This is a genomic window from Georgenia muralis (genome assembly GCF_003814705.1).
GTDB lineage: Bacteria > Actinomycetota > Actinomycetes > Actinomycetales > Actinomycetaceae > Georgenia > Georgenia muralis.
Genome location: NZ_RKRA01000001.1, coordinates 3,807,382 through 3,822,989, shown reverse-complemented (window position 1 = coordinate 3,822,989; position 15,608 = coordinate 3,807,382). Strand labels below are relative to the sequence as shown.

The 15,608-nt window shown below is 74.0% G+C and carries 18 protein-coding genes; 14 read left to right on the top strand and 4 right to left on the bottom strand.

The window, feature by feature from the left end:
• The first annotated feature begins 7 nt into the window (after positions 1–7).
• The 5 genes from EDD32_RS17270 to EDD32_RS17250 all read left to right on the top strand — a co-directional run bounded on the left by EDD32_RS17270 (position 8) and on the right by EDD32_RS17250 (position 5,511).
• Complete coding sequence (locus tag EDD32_RS17270) at positions 8–778, top strand: cyclase family protein (RefSeq protein ID WP_123919495.1); 771 nt, start codon at positions 8–10, stop codon at positions 776–778.
• A 1-nt stretch (position 779) separates the two neighbouring features.
• Complete coding sequence (locus tag EDD32_RS17265) at positions 780–2,444, top strand: thiamine pyrophosphate-binding protein (protein WP_123919493.1); 1,665 nt, start codon at positions 780–782, stop codon at positions 2,442–2,444.
• Positions 2,445–2,477: 33 nt separating this feature from the next.
• Complete coding sequence (locus tag EDD32_RS17260) at positions 2,478–3,128, top strand: M23 family metallopeptidase (RefSeq protein WP_246006201.1); 651 nt, start codon at positions 2,478–2,480, stop codon at positions 3,126–3,128.
• Between the two features lie 164 nt (positions 3,129–3,292).
• Positions 3,293–4,021: an alpha/beta fold hydrolase gene (locus tag EDD32_RS17255; protein ID WP_123919491.1), complete on the top strand. Its 729-nt coding sequence runs from the start codon at positions 3,293–3,295 to the stop codon at positions 4,019–4,021.
• Between the two features lie 104 nt (positions 4,022–4,125).
• A complete protein-coding gene (locus EDD32_RS17250) occupies positions 4,126–5,511 on the top strand; it encodes an NAD(P)-binding protein (protein ID WP_123919489.1) in 1,386 nt (461 codons plus the stop codon).
• A gap of 74 nt (positions 5,512–5,585) precedes the next feature.
• Here EDD32_RS17250 and EDD32_RS17245 read toward each other — a convergent pair whose 3' ends face one another.
• Both EDD32_RS17245 and EDD32_RS17240 read right to left on the bottom strand, forming a co-directional pair.
• Positions 5,586–6,011, bottom strand: coding sequence for a type II toxin-antitoxin system VapC family toxin (locus EDD32_RS17245; protein WP_123919487.1), 426 nt, complete (start codon positions 6,009–6,011; stop codon positions 5,586–5,588).
• Positions 6,011–6,265 carry a type II toxin-antitoxin system Phd/YefM family antitoxin gene (locus tag EDD32_RS17240; RefSeq protein WP_123919485.1) on the bottom strand — a complete coding sequence of 85 codons (255 nt, stop codon included), beginning with the start codon at positions 6,263–6,265 and terminating at the stop codon, positions 6,011–6,013. Before EDD32_RS17240 ends, EDD32_RS17245 begins: the two co-directional genes overlap by 1 nt.
• A 214-nt stretch (positions 6,266–6,479) precedes the next feature.
• Between EDD32_RS17240 and EDD32_RS17235 the strand changes: the two genes are divergently transcribed.
• The 4 genes from EDD32_RS17235 to EDD32_RS17225 all read left to right on the top strand — a co-directional run bounded on the left by EDD32_RS17235 (position 6,480) and on the right by EDD32_RS17225 (position 8,898).
• A complete protein-coding gene (locus EDD32_RS17235) occupies positions 6,480–6,971 on the top strand; it encodes a DUF4262 domain-containing protein (RefSeq protein ID WP_123919483.1) in 492 nt (163 codons plus the stop codon).
• A gap of 250 nt (positions 6,972–7,221) precedes the next feature.
• Positions 7,222–7,398 carry a hypothetical protein gene (locus EDD32_RS18965; protein WP_170175341.1) on the top strand — a complete coding sequence of 59 codons (177 nt, stop codon included), beginning with the start codon at positions 7,222–7,224 and terminating at the stop codon, positions 7,396–7,398.
• Positions 7,340–7,879, top strand: a complete 540-nt coding sequence (locus EDD32_RS20055) for an FAD-dependent oxidoreductase (RefSeq protein WP_425459490.1) — start codon at positions 7,340–7,342, stop codon at positions 7,877–7,879. The genes EDD32_RS18965 and EDD32_RS20055 overlap by 59 nt, the downstream gene beginning before the upstream one ends.
• Entirely contained in the window at positions 7,876–8,898 is a 1,023-nt protein-coding gene (locus EDD32_RS17225) for an Rv2578c family radical SAM protein (protein WP_123919479.1), read from the top strand. The genes EDD32_RS20055 and EDD32_RS17225 overlap by 4 nt, the downstream gene beginning before the upstream one ends.
• Positions 8,899–9,001: 103 nt before the next feature.
• Here EDD32_RS17225 and EDD32_RS17220 read toward each other — a convergent pair whose 3' ends face one another.
• A complete protein-coding gene (locus tag EDD32_RS17220) occupies positions 9,002–9,661 on the bottom strand; it encodes a DUF2461 domain-containing protein (RefSeq protein ID WP_123919477.1) in 660 nt (219 codons plus the stop codon).
• Positions 9,662–9,829: 168 nt separating this feature from the next.
• Here EDD32_RS17220 and EDD32_RS17215 point away from each other — a divergent pair, with 168 nt between their 5' ends.
• Positions 9,830–10,432 carry a CueP family metal-binding protein gene (locus tag EDD32_RS17215; RefSeq protein ID WP_123919475.1) on the top strand — a complete coding sequence of 201 codons (603 nt, stop codon included), beginning with the start codon at positions 9,830–9,832 and terminating at the stop codon, positions 10,430–10,432.
• A gap of 106 nt (positions 10,433–10,538) precedes the next feature.
• Here the strand turns inward: EDD32_RS17215 and EDD32_RS17210 are convergent, their stop codons facing one another.
• Complete coding sequence (locus EDD32_RS17210; RefSeq protein ID WP_123919473.1) at positions 10,539–10,949, bottom strand: YchJ family protein; 411 nt, start codon at positions 10,947–10,949, stop codon at positions 10,539–10,541.
• A gap of 142 nt (positions 10,950–11,091) precedes the next feature.
• On the opposite strand from EDD32_RS17210, the gene EDD32_RS17205 reads away from it, so the two are divergent.
• From EDD32_RS17205 to EDD32_RS17190, 4 genes are all read left to right on the top strand, one after another.
• Complete coding sequence (locus EDD32_RS17205; RefSeq protein WP_123919471.1) at positions 11,092–11,640, top strand: type 1 glutamine amidotransferase domain-containing protein; 549 nt, start codon at positions 11,092–11,094, stop codon at positions 11,638–11,640.
• A 43-nt stretch (positions 11,641–11,683) separates the two neighbouring features.
• Entirely contained in the window at positions 11,684–12,367 is a 684-nt protein-coding gene (locus EDD32_RS17200) for an ABC transporter ATP-binding protein (RefSeq protein ID WP_123919469.1), read from the top strand.
• Complete coding sequence (locus EDD32_RS17195) at positions 12,364–13,971, top strand: DUF6297 family protein (protein WP_123919467.1); 1,608 nt, start codon at positions 12,364–12,366, stop codon at positions 13,969–13,971. Before EDD32_RS17200 ends, EDD32_RS17195 begins: the two co-directional genes overlap by 4 nt.
• A 394-nt stretch (positions 13,972–14,365) precedes the next feature.
• The gene (locus EDD32_RS17190; RefSeq protein ID WP_123919465.1) at positions 14,366–15,604 is read left to right on the top strand and encodes an amino acid ABC transporter substrate-binding protein; all 1,239 of its coding nucleotides are present in this window, start codon (positions 14,366–14,368) and stop codon (positions 15,602–15,604) included.
• Positions 15,605–15,608: the final 4 nt, after the last annotated feature.

Here is a 15,608-nt window from a genome sequence, read left to right as displayed (position 1 = left end):
AGCACCCATGACCCTGCTTGCCGACCTCGTCGCCGCCCTGCGGTCCGGCACGGTGGAGGTCGTCGACCTCACCGCGCCGCTGGCCGCCGAGACGCCGATCCTCGAGCTGCCCGAGCAGTTCGGGCAGACCGCGTCCTTCCGGCTCGAGGAGATCTCGCGCTACGACGACCGCGGGCCCGCCTGGTACTGGAACAACTTCCGCACCGGGGAGCACACCGGCACGCACTTCGACGCCCCTGTCCACTGGGTCACCGGACGGGACGGGGCCGACATCGCCGCCGTCCCGGCCGGGCAGCTCGTGGCACCCGCCGTCGTCCTCGACGTCACCGGCCAGGTCACGCAGGACCCGGACTTCGTCATCACCCGCGAGCACGTCGAGGCCTTCGCCGCCGAGCACGGTCCCCTGCCCGACGGCGGCTGGCTCCTGTGCCGCACCGGGTGGTCGGCGCGGACCACGCAGCAGGACATGATCAACAAGGACGACGACGGCCCGCACAGCCCGGGCATGTCCGCCGACTGCGCCCGCTGGATCGCGGAGGAGACCCCGCTCATCGGCCTCGGCGTGGAGACCGTGGGCACCGACGCGGGCGCGGCAGCGGGGTTCGAGCCCCCGTTCCCGTGCCACTCGTACCTCCTCGGCAACGGCAAGTACGGCCTCGCCCAGCTGACGAACCTCGACCGGCTGCCGGCGACCGGCGGGGTCCTGGTCACCTCGCCGCTGAAGATCGTCGGCGGGTCCGGCTCGCCCGCCCGGGTGCTGGCACTCGTCGAGCGCTGACGTGCGGGTCGCCGAGGTGGTCGGCCGGGCGCTGGTGCGCTCGGGCGTCGACCACGTCTTCGGGGTGGTGGGCTCCGGGAACTTCCGGACGACCAACGCGATGATCGACGCCGGTGCGCGGTTCGTCGCCGCCCGTCACGAGGGTGGTGCGGCCACCATGGGCGACGCCTACGCCCGCACCGCGGGGTCGGTCGCCGCCGTGTCCGTGCACCAGGGGTGCGGCCTGACGAACGCCATGACCGGGATCGCCGAGGCTGCGAAGTCGCGCACCCCGCTCGTCGTCCTCGCGGCCGAGGCGACCGCGCCGACGTCGAACTTCCACGTCGACCAGGACGCGCTCGCCCGCGCGGTCGGGGCGGTGCCGATGCGCGTCGGGGCCGGCACCGCGGCCGCCGACGCCGTTGCTGCCGTCGCGACCGCGCTGCACGGCCGGCGCACGGTGCTGGTCAACCTCCCGCTCGACGTCGCGGACCTCGAGGTCGGCGACGTCGAGATCCCGCCGCTGCCCGCTGCACCGGACCCGCCGGCACCGTCCGCGGCAGACCTCGAGCGGCTCGTCGCGGCGCTGCGGGCAGCCGAGCGCCCGGTGTTCGTGGCGGGCCGGGGCGCTCGCTCCGTCGCGGCCCGGGAGGCGCTGACGGCGCTGGGGGAGACGTGCGGTGCGCTGCTGGCGACCTCCGCCGTCGCCAAGGGGCTCTTCCGGGGCGAGGACTGGGACCTCGACGTCTCCGGCGGCTTCTCCTCGCCCGTGGTGGCTGAGCTGGTGGCCGGCGCCGACCTCCTCATCGGGTGGGGGTGCGCGCTGAACATGTGGACGATGCGCCACGGCCGGCTCATCGCCGACGGCGCCACCGTGATCCAGGTCGACGACACCACCGAGGCGCTCGGGGTCCACCGATTGCTCGACCTCGGGGTCGTCGGGGACGTGGCGGTCACCGCGACCGCGGCGCGCGCCGTGCTCGGCGGTGCGCCGGACAGGGGGACCGCGGCCGCGAACGTCGAGGGGCACGGCACGGCCGGGTACCGCACGTCAGACGTGCGTGCGCGGCTCTCCGCCGGCCGGCGGTGGCGGGACGTCACGTTCGAGGACCGCTCCACCGGCGACCGGATCGACCCGCGCACGCTCACCATCGCCCTGGACGACCTCCTGCCCGCCGAGCGCGTCGTCGCCGTCGACTCCGGGAACTTCATGGGCTACCCGTCGATGTTCCTCCGTGTCCCCGACGAGCGGGGGTTCTGCTTCACGCAGGCCTTCCAGTCCATCGGGCTGGGACTGTCCAGCGCCATCGGCGCGGCCCTCGCCGAGCCGGACCGGCTGCCGGTCGCCGCGCTCGGCGACGGCGGGGCACTCATGGGCGCCGCAGAGCTGGACACCGTGCGCAGGCTCGGCCTGCCCATGGTGGTGGTGGTCTACAACGACGACGCCTACGGCGCCGAGGTGCACCACTTCGCCGGCGAGCCCCTGGGCCCGGTGACGTTCCCGCCCACGGACGTCGCCGCCGTCGGCGCGGGCTACGGGTTCGACGCCGTGACGGTGCGCGGGCCCGCGGACCTCGGAGCCGTGGCCGCGTGGGTGGCCGGCCCCCGGGACCGGCCGCTGCTGATCGACGCCAAGGTGGTGGCCGACGAGCCGGCGTGGTGGCTGGCGGAGGCGTTCGGGCACTGAGGGTCCCCGAGCCGCGTGTGTCAGCCTGACGACGTGAGCGTGGCACCCCACGCCCGGCCGCTGGTCCTTGCCTACCCGTTCAGCGGCCGCTGGCGCACCGAGAACAGCCCGGCACGGCGGGTCCCCAGCCACGGCACGGCGCTGTTCGGGACCTCCCACGCGATCGACTTCGTCGCGGTCGACGCACGGGGCCGGTCCGGCCCGATCACGTGGCGGACCGTGGTCGCGACCGAACCGCCCGAGACCTACGTCGGCTTCGGCCTGCCGATCACCGCGCCGGTCGCCGGCACCGTGGTGGAGGCCGCGGACACGATGCCCGACCACGAGGGACGCCGGTCGCAGCTCGCCCTCGTCCGGTACGCGCTCGGCCAGCCGGCGCGCGCCCGGGCCGGGGTGGACTCCCTCGCCGGCAACCGCGTGGTCATCGCCGTGGGGCCCGAGGGTCCGTACGTGGTTCTCGCGCACCTGCGCCGGGAATCGGTCCGGGTGGACCCGGGACAGCGGGTCGAGGTGGGGGAGCTGCTGGGCGAGTGCGGGAACTCCGGCAACAGCACCGAGCCGCACGTGCACGTCCAGGTGTCCGACTCCGCCGACTGGCCGCGAGCCCGCGGCGTCCCGCTGGCGTTCCTGGGCTCGGACGGCACCGCACGGGTCCCGGCGGAGCGAGAGATCGTGGTGTCCTGACGGCGGCGTGGCAGGGATCCACCGCTGTTCCCTGGCCGCCCGAGCGCGACGCGCGTCCGGGCCATCGACACCCGGGCCCGCACCAGCCATCGACATCCGGGCCCGCACCGGCCATCGTGGACGCCTGGCCGCGGCCGGCCGCAGGACCATCACGAGGGAGTGACATGACGAGGACGAACACGCAGGCAGCGCCGATCATCCTGGTCCCGGGCTTCTGGCTCGGGGCATGGGCGTGGGACGAGGTGGCCGAGACGCTCCGCGCGGCCGGGCACGACGTCACCGCCCTCACCCTGCCGGGCCTCGAGTCGTCCGACGCGGACCGGTCCGCCGTCACCTTCACCGACCACGTGGACGCGATCTGCGCCGCGGTCGAGGCGAAGGACTCCCCGGTCGTCCTGGCGGTCCACAGCGCCGCCGGCTTCTCGGGCTACGCCGTCAGCGACCGCATCCCGGACCGGATCGCGGCCGTGGTCTACGTCGACACCGCGCCGGGCAAGGGCGCCCTCGACCCCGACTTCGCCGGCGTGGAGAAGCCGATGGTCTGGTCCGAGATCGAGGAGGAGGAGAACCTCGACGGCCTCACCGAGGAGCAGAAGGACACCTTCCGCCGGCGCGCGGTGCCCGAACCGGGCAGCCTCGTCCGGGAGAGCCTGGACCTGACGAACGACGCCCGGCGGGACATCCCCAGCACCTTCATCTGCACGGGCTTCACCGCCGAGCAGTACCGGACCGCGGCGGCCGAGCATCCCGACTGGGCGTTCGTGGCGGGCGTCCCGGAGATCCGCGACGCGACGTGGATCGACCTGCCGACCAGCCACTGGCCGATGTGGTCGCGTCCGCGGGAGCTGGCGGAGATCATCGGCGAGGTCGCCACCCGCGCCGGGGCGAGCTGAGGTCCGTACCGCCTCCGGGGACGAACCGGTCGGGGCACGGACCCGGACCACCGCGAAGCCGTCCAGCCCTGTACACGCCGCGCCCGCGGTGGTTCCGTTGTCCCATGGTCCCGACCGTGGACGCCGACTACCTCGTGGTGGGGGCGGGGGCCAGCGGCATGGCGTTCACCGACGCGCTCACCGACCACGCGGACGTGCGCGTCGCCGTCGTCGACCGGCGCCACGACGTCGGCGGGCACTGGCTCGACGCCTACCCGTTCGTCCGCCTGCACCAGGCCTCGGCGTTCTACGGCGTCGCCTCGACGCTGCTGGGCAGCGGGCGGGTGCAGGACCACGGGCCGGAGACCGGCCTGCAGGAGCGTGCCACCGTCGCGGAGATCTGCGCGTACTACGGGCGGGTGCGCGAGGCGATGGTGACCTCGGACAAGGTCGAAGTCCTGGCCGCCTGCGAGTACCTCGGTGACGGGCAGATCGTCTCGCGGGTGTCCGGCAAGCGGCTCGAGGTGCGGCCGGGGTGCCGGGTCGTCGACGCGCGCTACCTCGCCCCGGACATCCCGGCGGACACGCCGCCACCGTTCGAGGTCGCCGACGGCGCGCGGGTGCGCCCGGTCAACGACCTCGCCCGGCTGACCGAGGCGCCGAGCCAGTACGTCGTCGTCGGGTCCGGGAAGACCGCGACGGACGCCTGCGTGTGGCTGCTCGCGCACGGCGTCGACCCGGACGCGATCTGCTGGATACGTCCGCGCGACCCCTGGATGCTCAACCGGGCCGTCATCCAGCCGGACCCGGCGGTCTTCACGGGCATGGTGGCCGACGTCATGGCCGCCGCCGCGGCGGCCACGTCCCTCGACGACCTCTTCCGCCGGCTCGAGGACGCCGGCGTCATGCTGCGGATCGACCGGTCGGTGACACCGACGATGGCGAAGACGCCGACGCTCGCCACCTGGGAGCTCGACCTGCTGCGCACGATCGAGCAGGTGGTGCGGCTGGGACACATCCGGCGGGTCGAGCCGGGGCGCGTCGTCCTCGACGACGGGACGGTGACGACGGCGAAGGACGCACTGGTCGTGCACTGCGCGGCGTCGGGGCTGAAGTACCCGCCGCTCGTGCCGATCTGGGGACCCGCCGCGATCACCCTGCAGCCGATCCGGGTGGGCTTCCCCTGCTTCGGGGCGGCCCTGGCCGGGTACGTGGAGGCCACGCGGACCGCTGACGGCGAGAAGAACCGGCTGTGCCCGCCGACCCCGTACGCCAACACGCTCACCGACTGGGCGGCGATGAACGTCCTGGGGAGGCGGTCCTCCCTGGCGTTCGGTGCCGAGCCGGACATCAAGGAGTGGGCGAACAGCACCGCGCTCAACCCGGCGCGCATCCCGCCCGGGTACCCCAGCTCCGCCGCGCTGGACGACGCGCACGAGCGGCTACGGACCTATGGTGCACCCGGCGTGGCGCGGCTCGAGCAGCTCGGCGGGCTCGCAGCTGTGGCGTGACGCCCGTGGAGCGCCGGCATTGAGCTGCCCCCGGGTGCTCTCACGGCAGTCGCTGGTCGCCGTCCCGTGCTGCGTCAGCCGGTGGTGTCGTAGGTCGCCACCCCGAGGTCCGACCAGGCCCTCAGGAGCTGCCTGTCGCCGGTCGCGGCGACCACGTCGGTGTCGTTGACCAGCCAGGCCGCGGCGCAGTGGAGGGCGTCGTCGCCGCGAAGTGCGTGGTCGCCGGCATGTCTGGACGCCGCGCGCATCAGCTCGACGTCCAGCTCGAGCACCTCGACCGCCTCCCACAGCTCCTCCAGGACGGACCGGCAGCGGGAGAGCTGACCCGGACCGAGCCGACCGATCCGCTGGGCCAGCGCGAGCGCCGCGCTCGTCTCGACGTGGAGGAGGCGAGTGCTGACCAGCGTGTCCGCATCGTCCCAGAAGCGGCGGCAGGCTGTGCTCGTCGGCTCCTCGACCAGCAGGGGCACGAACGCCGACGTGTCCAGGTACCCGATCATCAACGTCGCTGCTCGGCGATGAGATCACTCAGGGGACCCTCGGTAGAGACCGGGTCGGGCGCGGGTTGCTTGACGCGGCGGGCCGGCTGGACTCGGCCCTCGCGGCGCAGCTGCTCCAGGCGGGTCGGTCGGGCGACCGGAACGATTCGGGCCACCGGGCGGCCGTGCTCGGTGACCGTGACCGTCCGCCCGGCCTTGACCTCAGTGAGGTACCGGCTGAGTGCGTCGCGCAGCTGGCGTACTCCCACATCCATGGGCCCACTCCTTGTGGCGCGAATGATGCTCATGAGTGTAGCCACCTTCCTGCGCGGTCGAGCTCGGCACCGTCATCCCTACCGATGGTGGTCCGGGGTTCCGGGTGGCGCCGTCCGCCTGGGGACAGCCGGTGACCGCGGGGACACGCTGTGGATCACCGGCGAGCGGGCGGCTCCTGCCACCTAGCGTCGTGGTGGAGGAAGGGAGCGGCGCATGACAGGTGTGGGGGACCCGGCCGTCGGGGCATGGCTCGACCAGCAGGAGCAGCTCGTCGCCCAGCACGTGCGCGAGCACGGGGTGCACCTGGAGTACGTCTTCGGCGATCCGGCAGGGGAACGGCCGCCCTTCTGCTACACCGTGGGACTGTTCGGGATCGGTCATCCGGAGCTGCTCGTGCTCGGGCTGAACATGGACAACGCCGCCGGGGTGCTCAACGACCTGGCGAAGCAGGTCTACGGCGGGCGCCAGCTCGTCCACGGCGAGGTGGTCACCTTCGAGGAGTGGCCGCACCGGCTCTTCGTCGAGGAGTCACCCAACCCTGGGGAGATCGTCTATGCGGCCAACGTCCACTACCGACGGCCGGCTGAGTACTCCGTGCCGGTGCTCCATCTGACCGTGGACGACCGGTCGGGTCGGTTCCCGTGGGAGGAGGGCTACGACATCCCGGCCTGGCGTCAGCCGCGCCCGGGACAGTTCCGGGCATGACACGAGATCTTCACCCTGAGCGCCGACGTCATTGATGTTCGGCCTCGTGACCGTGCTGCTAGTCCTCGCCGTGCTCGGCTCCGCCGTCGGGGTGGCCGCCGTGCGGTCCCTGGGCGGGGCGGTGGCCGCGCGATGACCCCCGCCGCACCCGTGATCGTCGTCTTCGACGCGCACGACGACGACCGCCGGGCGCACCCGCGCGGCGCTGGCCCGTCGCTTCGGCCCCGACTACGCGGTTCTCGCCTCCGCCGTGACCTACCGGCGCCTGGGCGGCACCGATCTCGAGCGTCTCGTCGGGGCCGGGGTGTACTACGGCGCGGCCGGGGTCGAGGCGCCGGCCATCGGGGGGCACGACGTCCACGTCGTCGGTGGCGCGAACTCCGCCGGGCAGCCGCCCTGCACCTGGCGAGGTTCGCCCGGCACGTGACGATGCTCGTGCGCGGGCAGTCCCTGGCAGCGAGCATGTCGGACTACCTGCTCCGGCAGATCGAGGCGACTGCGAACATCTCCGTGCTGGCCGGGACCAGGGTGCTCGGGGCGGGGGAGCGGAGCGCCTCGACAGCGTCGTGGTGCAGGGGCCCGACGGCGACCGGCAGGAGGTGCCGACCGCGGCGCTCTTCGTGCTCATGGGTGCCGAGCCGCGAACGGACTGGCTGGCCGGCACCGTCGAGCTGGACGAGCAGGGCTACGTCCTCACCGGCCGCGACCTCGGGCGGGGCGCCGTCGAGACGAGCCTGCCCGGCGTCTTCGCCGCGGGAGACGTCCGACGGGGTCGGTCAAGCGCGTCGCCGGGGCGGTGGGCGAGGGGACGGTCACCGTCGGTGCGGGCACCGGTACCTGCTGGACCTGTCCGGCTGACGGCGAGTGCTCGACGTCGTGTCGTAAGTGTGTTCGAATGGGGGTCATGAGATGGGAGTCGCGCCAGCTGAAGGTCGCGGACGAGACGGCGCTCGTGCCGCTCGCCGGGCTCGTCCGCAGCGTCCGCACGCCGGACTTCGACGGGGTGACCTTCCACGAGGTGCTGTGCAGGAGCGCCCTCAACCGGGTGCCCGCCGCCTCCCAGGTGCCGTTCTCGTGGACCATCAACCCCACCCGGGGCTGCCTGCACCGGTGCACGTACTGCTTCGCGCGGCGCACCCACGAGTACCTCGACCTCGACGCGGGCAAGGACTTCGACACCCAGATCGTCGTGAAGACCAACGTCGCCGGCGTGCTCCGCAAGGAGCTCGCCCGGCCCTCGTGGCAGCGTGAGCACGTCGCCCTGGGTACGAACTCCGACCCGTACATGCGCGCCGAGGGCCGCTACAGGCTGATGCCCGGGATCATCACGGCGCTCGCGGAGTCCGGCACGCCCTTCTCCATCCTCACGAAGGGACCGCTGCTCAAGCGGGACCTGCCGCTGCTGGTCGAGGCCGCGCGGACGGTGCCGGTCTCGGTGGCGGTCTCCCTGGCGCTCATCGACCCCGACCTCCAGCAGCGCGTCGAGCCGGGGACACCCACCCCGAAGGCGCGGCTGGACCTCGTCCGGGCGGTGACCGACGCCGGCCTGGAGTGCACCGTGCTCGCGATGCCGATCCTGCCGTGGCTCACCGACTCCGACGACCAGCTCGACGCGCTGTTCGCCGCGCTCGCCGACGCGGGGGCCGCCGATGTCACCACCGGCGCCCTGCACCTGCGCCCCGGTGCGCGTGAGTGGTTCCTCGCCTGGCTCGGCCGTGCGTACCCCGAGCTGGTCCCGGGCTACCGGCGCCTGTACGGCTCGGGCTCCTACGCCTCGACGGAGTACCGCACGTGGCTCGGTGAACGGGCGGGCCGGGTGCGCCGGAAGCACGGGTTCGACAGTCGCCCGCAACGGCGCTGGACCCGCACGGGCCAGGAGGCGGCGCCGCCACCCGCCGTCGAGCCGGCTCAGCCGGCGCTGTTCTGAGGCGGCGGGGGCCTGACCGGCCGGCCGCAGCCCCCGGGAGGGCCCTTGCGGGCGTGCAGCAGGGACGGCTCCTGCGGGCCTGCGGCGGGACGGGGCGTCCGCGCTACCGGCCGGCGGGCACCTCGTCCGCCGCGGGGCCCACGTGCTCGATCGCCCACTGCGCGAGCGGACGCAGCTGCGACCACATCGCGCGGACGTGGTCGAGGGCGTCGGCGGACGGCAGCCAGGCCGGGACGCCGACGTTCCTGAGCGCCATGACCTCCTTGCGCCGCAGCAGCTCGATGCGAGGGTGGTCCGCCGGGTAGCCGCGGGGCCGCGTCTTGAGAGACGCGCCCATCACCTCGTACCCCTGGCCCTCGAGGGTGGCGACGATCGCCGGCAGCGCGCCGTCGTCGTCGGCGTCGACCGCGCGGCGGTACCGGTCGGTCTGGGCGGGGGAGTGGGCGCGGAACCCGCCGCCGACGCTGAGACCGTCGGCGTCGAGCTGGACGTAGTACCCCAGCCCGCGGGCGGGCCCGGCGATCGCGCCCTGATGCGTCTTGTACGGCGACTTGTCGACGCTGAACCGTACGTCCCGGTGCGGGCGGAACACCGTCGCGGGGCCGAACTCCGGCTCGAGCGCGGCGACCAGCGCGCGCATCGGGTCGCGGACCTCCCTCTCCCACCGTTCCTTGTGCCCGGCCCAGAACTCTCGCGAGTTGTGGCGCTCGAGCTCGGCGTAGAACTGCGCCCCCCACAGCGGGAACCCCGCGAATTCGCTCATGAGCGTCATCATCGTCGAGGATGGGCGCGGACCGGGAGCCCGCACTGCGCGCCTGTGGACGCACGGACCGCGGATGAGCCCTTGGACCCAGATGGCGCGGCGGGGTCGATGGCAGGCTTGCCGGAAAGGTCGGCATTTGCGCCCTTCGGGCGGATCGGAGAGACAACCATGAAACGACTCGTTGCGGCCGCTGCCGGGGCGCTGGTGCTGCTCGCCGGGTGTGCCGGCGCGGCCGAGGAGCCCACACCGCCCGCGACGGCCGCCGCCACCGCTGGGGCGCCGGCGGCCGACGTCGAGGCGCTGCTCGCCGAGCACGACCTGGCGGACCTCGACGCCGCGGCGATCGTCGACGAGCTCGACCGGGTGGCGCTGACCGAGCGCTCGACCGAGCTCATGGCGTCGGTGCGCGTGGACCAGCTGGTCCTGACCGACGCCGACCAGGAGGTCGCCGTCGACCTGCCCGACGACCGGTTCTACCTCTCCGTCGCCCCGTACGTCGACCAGACGCACGAGTGCTTCTACCACTCCCTCACCACCTGCAAGGGCGAGCTCGGCGGCGAGGAGGTGCAGGTGAGCATCGTGGACGACGCCACCGGCGACGTCCTCGTGGACGAGACGGTGACCACCTTCGACAACGGGTTCACCGGCTTCTGGCTGCCGCGGGACATCGAGGCGACCCTGACGGTCTCCTACGACGGCAAGACGGCCGAGACCGCCATCGGCACCGGCGCGGAGGACCCCACCTGCCTGACCACGGTCCAGCTCGCCTGAGACTGAGCGGGCCGGCGCGGGCTCGTTCCGGGCGCGGCGGTCACCTGCGCGGGGCGGAGGTCGTCGGTGGTGCCGGTTGCGGTCGGTGGTGCGGGTCGCGGTCGGATCAGCTGACGCGATCGCCGGCGACGTAGAACCAGCGTCCGCCCTCCCGGACGAACCGGCTCACCTCGTGCAGCCGGCCGCGCCCGTCCGTGCCGCGGTGGTGGGCCACGAACTCCACGACGCCGGCGTCGTCGAACGGGCCGCCCGCCGACGTCCGCACGACGTCGAGGCGGCGCCACTCGACGTCGTCGTCCAGCTTCAGGTGGTCCGGGCGGGTCGAGGGGTGCCACGTCGCGAGCAGGTAGGGGGCGTCGCCGACGGCGAACGCGCTGTACCGCGAGCGCATGAGCGCCTCCGCGGTCGGTGCGTACGGACCGCCGGCGGCGATCCCGGCGTGGAGCGGCCCGCAGCAGTCGGCGTGGACCAGGCCGGACAGGCACGGGCAGCGGGCGTCGTCGGCAGGTCTGGGCATCGGGCCATTCTCGCGCGCCGCCACCGGGCGGACCTCCCGGCGCGGCACGTCGGCGCCGGACGCCGCGACGAGCGCCTCGACGCGCGAGGTCGCCGCGCGGCTCGTAACGTCGAGGCGTACCGCACGAGAGAAGGAGAAGAGCATGGCTGAGCTGTCCGGCAAGCGCGTCGCTTTCCTGCTGACCAACGGGTTCGAGGACTCCGAGCTGACCTCACCCTGGGAGGCCGTGACCTCCGCGGGCGCCGAGGCGGTGCTGGTCTCGCCGGAGTCCGGCACGATCACCGGCAAGAAGGGCCACGAGGCGAGCGTCGACCTCGCCGTCGGCAGCGCGAAGGCCGACGACTTCGACGGTCTCGTCCTGCCCGGGGGCGTCGCCAACGGCGACAAGCTCCGGATGGACGCCGACGCCGTCGCCCTGGTCCGGGCGTTCTTCGAGCAGCACAAGCCGGTGGGCGTCATCTGCCACGGCGGCTGGATCATGGCCGACGCGGACGTCCTCAACGGGCGCACGGTCACGTCCTACCCGAGCCTCAAGACCGACCTGCGCAACGCGGGGGCGACCTGGGTCGACGAGGAGGTCGTCGTCGACGCCGGTCTCGTGAGCAGCCGGACGCCGAAGGACCTGCCCGCGTTCAACGACAAGCTGGTCGAGGAGCTCGCCGAGGGCGAGCACGAGGGCCAGACCGCCTGAGCGCTGTACGGCCCGACGGCGAGGGGATCGGTAGCATCGAGAGGTGTCCGATTTCTCCGCCGTCGAGGCGTCGCGGCTGGTGGTCGGGTACACCGTGCCGGTCTGCCCGCCCGTGGACCTTCGCGTCCGTGCCGGCGAGGTGCTCGCCGTCGTGGGTGCGAACGGGACCGGCAAGTCGACCCTGCTGCGCACCGTCGTCGGCTCGCTCGAGCCGATCCGCGGGGAGGTGCACCTCCTGGGTGCACCGGTGGACGAGCGGTCCGGCGCCCAGCGGGCCGCGGTCGCGCAGTGCCTCGGTGACGAGGTGTTCTTCCCCGCGTTGACGGCGCGCGAGCACCTCCTGCTGACCTGCCTCGGGCACGGCGTCCCCGACGCCGCCGACGTCGTCGACCGCCTGGTGGACGAGCTCGGCCTCACCGCCCGGGCCGACGCCCTGCCCGCGGCGCTGTCATCCGGACAGTGCCGCCGCCTCCTCCTGGCAGCGGCGTTCGCTCGACCCCGGTCGCTCCTCGTCCTCGACGAGCCCGAGCAGCGCCTGGACGCCGGGATGCGGGACCGGCTGGTCGGGCGGCTCGTCGAGGAGCGCGAGGCCGGTGGTGCGGTCCTTCTCGCCACCCACGACCCCGCCGTCGTCGCCGGCGCCGCGACCGCCGTCCTCGTCCTGGGGGAGGAGCGTTCGCGGCTGGTCACGGCCGCCGAGGGCGCGGCCGCCATCGCCGCGCTGTGAGGCAGGGCAACGAGGTCCTCCGGGTCCGGCCGGCACCACCGACGGGCCGTGCGGTGCGGCGGTGGTCCCGCCGGCGCAGCCTCCAGCGCGCCGAGAGCCGGCTCGGCGACCTCCTCTACGACGTCTACCTCGGCGGCTTCATCGTTCTCATGTACACCGCCATGGCGTTCGCACTCGCGGCCCGGCTGGGCCGCGACCTGGGTGGGAGCCTCCTCGACGACGCCTCGGTGACCGCCGCTCGGTGGCTGGCCGTGCTCGTCCTGGCCGCGGGGGCGCCCGCGCTCGTCGGTCTCGCGGCACGGCTGGGACCGGTCTCGCTGCCCGGCCACGAGGCGACGTGGTGGCTGCCCCTGCCGGTGGACCGGCGCGGCCTGCTGCGCCCGGCCGCACGGCGCTGGCCCGTCGTCTCGGCCCTGCCCGGGGCGGTGGTCGCCGTCCTCGCGACACTCGTGCTGGTGCCGTCACCCGGCGCTGCCGCCCTCGCCGGGGCCGCCGTCACCGGGGGAGCGGGCGCCGCGGCGCTGGTCCTCGCGGTGGGACTGACGCAGGTCTCGGCCGGCGTGCACGGCCGGACCCGGCGCGCGGCGGACGCGGCCCTGGCCGCCGTACCCCTCGCCGGTCTCGCCGGGCTGTGGTGGGGGTGGCCGGCCCGGGTCATGGACGCGATCAGCGTCGACCCGGCCGCCGGGGCGTCGCGCGCCGCGGTCCCGACCCTTGCCGTGATGCTGCCGTTCGCCGCGGTGGCCCTCGCCACGACGCTCGCCGTCGTGCTCGACCTCCGGCTGGGGCAGGTCCGCGGATCCGTCGTGCGCGAGCGTGGCCGGACCTCGGCGGAGGCCCTGGGGTCGGTGCTCTCCCTCGACACCCGCGGGCTGGGCCGGGCGCTCGCCGCGGTGACCGAGCCGGCGGCTCGCCGCTCGGCCCGGCTGCGCCTGGTGGCGCGGATCCCGCGGCGCTGGGCCCCGCACGCAGCCCTCGTGACCTCCGACGCGATGCTCCTCCTTCGCCGGCCGCGCCGGTTGGTCCAGCTCGTGGCCGCCGGCAGCCTGCCGGCCCTTGCCCTTGGTCCGGACGTGCCTGTCCTCACCCTCGGGCTGCTCGTCGTCGGCGGGTACGCCGCGGGCCTCGCGGCAACCGACGGCGCGCGTGAGGCGAGCGCGGCCCCGGCCCTGGACGCGCTCCTGCCGCTCGACCAGCGCCAGGTGCACCGCCTGCGCCTCGTGGTTCCCACCGTCGTCCTCGTTCTGTGGTCCGCGGTCGCGCACGCGCTGCTCGCGGCGGCTCACACCGACGGGAGCTGGCTCGTCCTCGGCGTGCTGGTGGCGCCGGTGTGGTCAGCGGCTGCGGTGCGGGCGGCCTACCGGCCGCTGCCGGACTTCTCCGGACCGCTCGTGCACACCCCGTTCGGCGTGGTCCCGCCCGGCCTCGGCGCGGCGTTCCTCATGGGTCCTGATGTCGTCGCCGTGGGCACGCTGCCGCTGCTGGCCGCCGTGGTCGGCGGGAGCGTCACGCCCGGCCTCCTCGGGGCGCAGGGCGTCCTGGCCGTGGCGGCGCTCGTGCTCGCGGGACGGCAGCGCCCGGCACCGAGGAACCGGCCGGCCTGAGGGCGTGCCGCGGTCCGCCGGTCCGGCGGACGGCCCCGAGGTCCGCCTGCGGTGTTCCTGGACTCGGTGCAGGAGAGGGCCCGGCGGACCGCTCGCGATGTGACGGCGTGGCGGTTGGTCACGGCGGCGGAAGAGCATCAACGTCACGTCGCCGGCGCTGGCGCCGGCGCCGGCGCCGGCGGCGGCGCCGGACGTGCTCTGCGGTGCTCGCGGGGCGCTCGCTGCGCCCCCGGTGCGCGGGGCGTGGCTGACGTCACAATTCGGCAACATCGACGCGTGGGTGCTCTGGGTGGGTTTGAGCGGTCCCGCCGCCTGTGTACTGTGCGTGGAAAGCGCTTGCTGAGGTGGTCGTCCTGATGAGGTGACGGCGCCGTCGTCTTGATGAGGAGACACCATGTCGACAAGGAAGTTGACCGCCATCACCGCCGCGACCGCCGGTGCCCTGCTGCTCGCCTCGTGCGGCGGGGACACCGGTGGCGGGACCGGGGACGCCACCGGGGGCGCCGAGGGTGGGGACGACCCCATCGTCATCGGCATCTCGCTGCCGCTCACCGGTGACTTCGCCGAGCCGGGCAAGGGCGTCCAGCGCGGGTACGAGACCTGGGCCAAGGTCATCAACGACGGCGGCGGGCTGCTCGGCCGCCAGGTCGAGCTGAAGATCCTCGACGACGCCTCCGACGCCGCGCGCGTCGTGGCCGACTACGAGTCGCTCATCGCCCAGGACGAGGTCGACCTGGTCATGGGCCCGTTCTCCACCCGCCTCGTGGTGCCCGCGTCCCGCGTCGCCGACGAGTACGGGATGCTCTTCGTCGAGCCCGCGGCGGCCGCCGCGGAGGTCTTCGAGAACGGCTTCGAGAACATCTTCTACGCGGCCCCGGCCATCGCCCCGGACCACTACAACTACCTCCTCGACTTCATCGAGGCCATGCCCGAGGACGAGCGCCCGCAGACCGCGGCCGTCGCGGCCATGGACGACCCGTTCGCGCAGGGCACCGCCTACGGCCTGCGTGACGGGCTCGCCGAGCTCGGCGTCGAGATCGTCGTCGACGAGGTCTACCCGCCGAACGCGACCGACATGAGCGCCGTCGCCGCCCAGATCGCCGACGCCGACCCCGACGTCGTCATCGGCGGCACCCAGTACCAGGACGCCGTCAACATGATCCTGGCGCTGCAGCAGCTCGACTACCAGCCGCGCATGGCGGCCTTCTCCACCGCCCCGACCAACCCCGAGTTCGTCGAGGCGATCGGCGGCGCGGTGGACGGCATCCTCTCGCCCACCGGGTACACCGTCGAGGCCACCTTCCCCTCCAACGAGGAGTTCGTCGCGGCGAACGAGGAGCTCCACGGCGCCGAGCCCGGCGAGGACGAGGCGAACGCCTACACCGCCGGGCAGGTCGTCGCGGCCGCCGTCGAGGCGGTCGGGTGCGCGGAGCAGGGCGACTGCCAGCAGGATCTCATCGACTGGCTCCACGAGAACGAGGTGGACACCGTCGTCGGCACCCTGGGCTGGGACGAGGCCGGCCGGCCCAACGGCGCGCACCTCATCCAGCAGTACGTCGACGGTGAGATCGCCATCGTCCTCCCCGCCGACGTCGCCGAGGCCGAGCTCATCTACCCGAAGCCGGAGTGGTGAGCCG